General features: G+C 52.9%; 2 protein-coding genes. Both read left to right on the top strand.

The window, feature by feature from the left end; genetic code table 11:
* The first annotated feature begins 1,491 nt into the window (after window positions 1-1,491).
* Entirely contained in the window at window positions 1,492-1,989 is a 498-nt protein-coding gene (locus JNN07_10430; protein MBL9168146.1) for a hypothetical protein, read from the top strand.
* A gap of 1,292 nt (window positions 1,990-3,281) precedes the next feature.
* Window positions 3,282-3,875 (top strand): hypothetical protein, encoded by a 594-nt coding sequence (locus JNN07_10425; protein MBL9168145.1) that lies wholly within the window; start codon window positions 3,282-3,284, stop codon window positions 3,873-3,875.
* The last annotated feature ends 2,151 nt before the right edge of the window (window positions 3,876-6,026 follow it).

Here is a 6,026-nt window from a genome sequence, read left to right as displayed (position 1 = left end):
TTCGTCAGTCGCCATCGGGTCGCTTATCTCGCCGCCGGCGTCGTGACCGCGCAATCGCAACGGGTTCTGCTCGGTGTGCCTACAAAACCGCATCGGGTCGGGGTAAGTGGCTAAGCCGGGACCCTATTCAGGAAAAGGGAGGTAGGAATTTGTACGGGTTCCTTGGCAATTCGCCAATGGTTTATTGGGACATGCTTGGCCTGGAATTCAAGTGGGAAACCCAGGAGTATGCTCCGTTCATTCAACATTACTACCATGGGGAGGGTTCGGAATTTGATTTAATCGCAGAAGGTTACCTGGATTCGATCTATCGCGTGTTTTCCCCGGAGATATCCGCCTGGAGGGAGGAAGTCAAAAGTAGGATCGCGACCCGAGTTCAAACGTTAAGTCGAAAGTGTAAGACCGAGGGGCGTGACGTCCTTCACGAGAATATGGAATTGCGTGGTATCCAGCTGACTCCCGACGTGACCTGGAGAGGTCTCGGGCTAGGATATATTCTCGGAAGCACTTCGTTCTTTGAGGGGTTCGTGGTGGACATAGAAGTTCTTTGTTGCTACTGCGTTTTTAACTATTCAGGTGAACTGAAGTTCTCGATCACAGATGCCTTCAAGCATCCACTGGATTTCCCGATCGAAGTCGGAGGCACGCCATACCCTATCACGGCCAAATGGTCTGAGAGTATCTCGGGAACTGGCCGACTCAGTAGTTGTCCATGAAGACGCGACTAATCATCCTACTGGTAACTTTAAGCTGCATTGCGTTCGGGTGCAGACGCAGTTCAGTCACGATCATCAAAGAAATGGGGGCTGGGCTCACATACAGATCCCTGAATGATGTCGGTCGTGGTGCAAGGGTGATTTCTGCCGATCTTTCCCTCGACAAGATAACCACGCAGATCGTCATACCTGGCGACGTGCTTTGGTGTGACCTGCGTGGAGATCTAATCTTTGGGGAAAAGTCATCCCATCCGCCTCCTGCGGATTGGATGGATCCCAATTGGAAACGGAGTGGCTTTTTCATTCTTAAGCCTACGGCTATGGATCTTACTGCATCCACTGATGCCGAAAGGATTGGGAGAGCAATATCATGGTTCGAGACGCGGAAAGAGATGGAAAACGAACTTAAATCGATACCCTAGGACACTGATCGATGCGCCAAATCGAGCGAGGAGTGGCCGCGAGGCGATGGACTAAATGGCTATCCAGGGATCCGTCTGCTGAGTTGGGGGGGGCGAACCTTTACGTGTTAATTCAGAACGACTCGATCAATCGGGTGGATGTCCTAGGGCTATGGCAACTCCATCGCAGCAAAAGGCTGAAACGAGCAACCGCTATCCCGGATGATGGCGATACAGTTGCATCCCTAGCGCTGAAGCTTAATCTGAATCCGAGTCAGTATAAAAAATGGCTGAAGACAATCGGTCCTACGAAGATGCCCACGTCTAGCCAGGAGGCCATTCAGTCCTGCAGCCAATTTAGCATACCAAACACTGTGTTTATCGATTTTGGCAAGAAGGATTGGCTTTTAGATTCAGGGCTGTACGACAGCATTCTTGAGGTCTTTTTTGATATGCTTGAGACTGAGACCAAACCGATCCTTGAGGCGGAGGGCTTCCACGTGGACTTGTCCAGAGATGTCACCGCAAGTACTATACTCGGACACTTGGGCGATCCAAGCATATACAAATACTATTACGCTGGCCATGGGGCTGCAGAAAACAATGGTGTGATCAACGTCATTCCGGAAGCGGAGGGTGTCACCCCGGGACAATATACTCAGTATGGGATAAGCCTTATGTATCTCGCATCGTGCGGGTCCGCTGCTGGCGGTCTTCCAGCACTCATTCGAAAAGGGGCGTACTCCTTGAATCAATGGCAATGGAATGTTTCACCTACGGGAATTTTCATGGGTTATAAGGTGGGGGTTGGAAGAGGAAACGCGGACGATATCTCTTCGGATAGAGGCTACGAAAAACCACCCGGGCTATGAACCGAAAGACTCGATTCACTGCCTCGCTCGTGACCCTCGTAGGCGTTGTGTGCGCATTGTTGGCTTGGGCGGTTCTGGTTTCGCGACGGTCACCAAAGCTGAGTACTGTAGTTATGCTTAATAACATTCAGCTCGGATTATCGTCTGCCAGAATGGAGTTTGGTAAACCTATTGACGAGTTGCTGCGAGATCCTTCGCTCCACTGGGAGAGTGGAGTATCGTCCGAGGCTAGACTTAGGATTCTCCTTGAGATCCTCGGATTCCAACTGCCGGTGATCGTTGGTGAGAGCAACCGCGTGCTGCTGTGCGATTCGTGGGGTTCTCCACTAAACTTTCAGCTTCTCCCTGCCAGTCATGCTGTTGGCTCCCCCTCCAATATTCCTAGTCGGATACGATTGTGGTCAAATGGGCCGAACCGAATAAATGACAATGGGTTGACTGATGATATCTCCGAGGTCTGGCACGATCGCTAGGTGGCTATCAAGGGATCCGATCGAGGAGAGGGGTGGGAAGAACGTCTATGGGTTTGTGCGGAACAAGCCTCCCCAAGCGTTTGATCCTGATGGTCGAGTCGACGTTGCCTACATCAACAATCCTAGCGTCAACGGGCAGTCGCTTTGGGTCGGATTGGGGTTCAGATTCGATTTTGAGGACATGGTACGATTCGGAAACAGCTTCGTGCTCTCAGTACATCGCCAAATGCGTTGGAGTGTGACCCCGTGCGTGGCTGGCGGGAGTGCGGCCAACGGAGCATGGGATTTATACTCGGCGTATCCGTTGACACTCGGCTTCAATGGAGCGCTATCAGGTCCGCCGCTCTCAATATACCCTATGACAGACCGCGGTACCAGCTTGACGTTACAACCCGTCTATTCCTTAGGGGGCCCTTGGCAGTACTTCGATCAGAGCCTGAATCTGTCAGAAGTTCTGCAGGGGATCGAGGATGAGCGCCTGAGAGCCTCCGCAAAATTTGGCCGTTGTGGCTATCAGCTCGATCTGTCCGTGACCCTCACATATCGAACACAAAGAACCGCTCCTGCTGCCGGTTGGAATCCGTCCTTCGGTGAGAACGATCAGGTAGATGCTGACCCAACGCGGAGGATGAATTACCCTGAGAACTACCACTCGTTGTGGAGTTCCACGGAACCTCCCGACTGGAACTCTGGTTTTGATGGTCAAGGCCAGATTACTATCCACCTAAAGAAATCCTGTGATGATAAAGCTAGTGTTGAGACCTTCCACAACGGCACAGAGGTGATGTCCGGACCCGATCGAATAAGACGGGGGGCACAATGAACTGTTACACTCGCCTGCCTTGGGCTGTGCTAATCGGTTTGCTCGTCGCGGGTACGATTCATTGTATCAGTGTTGGCTTGGCTTCGAGCTATGAATGGCTCGTCGGACGTTGGATCGTGATTGAATGGCGAGCCGACGGTGAGCCGGACTCGCGATCTGTCCTTCGGACGCTGTTCGAACTCGATGTGTACTACCCTTTCAAGGAACCCCCTCCCAAATCCCCAAACCAAACAGGTTTTCATCCGATCTCTGCGGAGTTCGTGATGCTTCGAGGAAACGCCACAGATGGACTGTCGGTTCACGAAGACTCTGGGTTTGTGAACGTTTCACCGAAGGAGATAACACTGGGTCCCCCGACGTCATGCTTCGTGTTTCACTACATCCGTACGAATGTAAACAATACTCCGCATCTGGTTCTCAAAAGCCCATTCGAAACTCTCGTGTTGCGGCGCTCGGCCGCTCCTTTGGCGAGACCCCGGCAGCCGGGGATGACGATGCCAATAGGCTATTCCGACTCGAAGGCGATCGAAGACCTGAAGGGGATGTGGAGCGATTCCACCTTGGAACGAGAGCCCGAACGGAGGCCGTAACGATGCCCGCGTCGCACAGGTGTTGAATCTCGGGGGGGGGCATCGGGGACGAACCTCCTAGATCTGACATTGATGAGTTTTGCGAAGTCCATCGGGGTCGCATCTCTTAGTTCTGATATTGATGAGATTTAGGCGGGGTAAGGCTGCGTCGTTTCGATGCCAAAGCCTTTGTCGATCCAGTGGGCGACTTCCTCCACGAAATCGGGGGCTAGGCGACTGAGTTGGGTAACCTGCATCGGGTGGACTGTCTGTTCCCCTCGTCTTCGCTCTGAGAGCCGGTTTTTCCCATCGAAGGCCGTCGGCGAGATGTCCGGGTATGTCACTATCTGCGACGGGGAGGGAGCGTGTAGGGTGGCCCGGATGAAAACAGGCGATGCAGGAACGGAAGAGGCAAGCTGACGTAGTCAGGAAACTCTGCGGCGCTCCTTAAGAATCTTGGCCTTTCCTTTCCCCCGAAGTTGTGTAGGTTCCTACTCGTGAACGGAGTTGGGCTTTTTCCTCTTTTAGCCGCTGCTGAGCGTCGGCAGGTCGGCCGCTTTGTTCATCGCACCGGGCAGCTTGTCCGGCGTAGCTCGAAGCGCGAAGTCGGAACCTCCCCCTACAAAACTCGCGTCTGGGGTTTTCGTGAGTCGCCATCGGGTCGCTTGTCACGCCGGCGCCGTCGTGACCGCGCAATCGCAACGGGTTCTGCTCGGTGTGCCTACAAAACCGCATCGGGTCGGGGTAAATGGCCAAATAGGGAACCGATTGAGGCGAGGGGAGGGCTGAACCTTTACGGGTTCGTCCTTAACAATCCATTGGAGTATGTCGACAAACTAGGGCTCACAATTCCTGGCACCTGCTCGACTTGTTACAACTATCCACCCGACAAGAATGTTCCTCATTGTCCGGGGAACAGGGTAGTGACGCTTCCGCGACCAGATCCCGCAGACCCGGATAACGGATTAATTTCGAATAACCAATCCTCCGTTGCTGGAGGCGAGTGGAACCGATCTCTTATATATCGCCATCCCAGCTTGGAGCGATTTCGCAAGCAGGTTGAAGAAAGTGTGTGGCTGTATAGGCCAGCTCACCATCACCGGCCATGGGAATCCTGGGAATCAGCAGGTCGGGCCGAGCGAGAATACCAAGCCGGGTCTAAGTCTGACCCCGAATTGTCAGGGAGTGTGCCCCCATTAACGGGAGGAGTCGGACCGTGAGCTCTTCGAAACCATTCACCTTCACGGTGACACTGTCACTGTGTCTAATAGGGGCCCTCCTACTGCTTGTCTGGCAGTGTGCCATCAGACCTTGGCGGCTTTTTCGGCTCAACATGCCCTGGCACGAAGTGAGCGTGGTGACCTCAGGTAGAGCAAGGCTGGTGCCGCTCGCGCGGGCCTTGCCAGAGGATCCTTCTGAAGCCGACAAGACGATTATTTATAGAGCGAACATCTCATCCATGGCAGTGAGTTTAGGTTTCGACCGCCACACGAATCTAATCCAGATTCGGACGATTTCGGAGACATTAGGCATTCCAGAGTGAACTAGGTGTTCCGCACTTAATGGACATCGCATTTTTGACCGAACTTGAGGTCTCAGAAAATTCGACCGTCCTGCCCATATGTAACTTGATGGAATCTCCGATCAAAGCCATTCCCATGTTTAAACCGCTCATCCCGACGGACACTTCGACGACTTCTCCGCTCTCTTCCTCCCGGCCAAAACATTATTGACTACTTTCGATGAGTGTCGACAGATCGCCCAATTCAATTTATAGCTACTTTTGAACAAGCAGGGAACCCCATAAGGTAAGGATTAAATTAATGGGATGAGCTTTGGTTTTCCGAGGGAAGGCTCGATGGACCATCGACTTTGAGGGCTCGAACGGGTTGTCGCTTACGCTGGAATCATCTATGATTGCCTCCGTCGTACATCTCTATAACGCATCTTCGTATCTTGCCTTAGTTCTCGGTGCCTTGGGGGGCGGGGTTGTAATTCGACGATATGTCCCTGTCCTCCCAGCCGCGCTGGTGAGGTGGCCCCAATAGTCCGGCCACTTGGAGGGTTAGTTAAGCTATGGTGGCTTGGTGTGGGAAAGGTGTAGTCCATCAGAGATGGAGTCTCAATGTTTTAGTTTCGGTGTGTCGTTGGAGATTTGGAATTTCGGCTGCC

The sequence above is a fragment of the Verrucomicrobiales bacterium genome (genome assembly GCA_016793885.1).
Lineage (GTDB): Bacteria > Verrucomicrobiota > Verrucomicrobiia > Limisphaerales > UBA11320 > UBA11320.
The sequence above is the reverse complement of the archived record's forward strand: the minus strand, read 5'-3'. Positions and strand labels throughout refer to the sequence as shown.

Excerpts from the sequence above, each read along its gene's own strand:
- JNN07_10425 (MBL9168145.1), top strand. The coding sequence starts at position 3,282 with ATGAACTGTTACACTCGCCTGCCTTGGGCTGTGCTAATCGGTTTGCTC.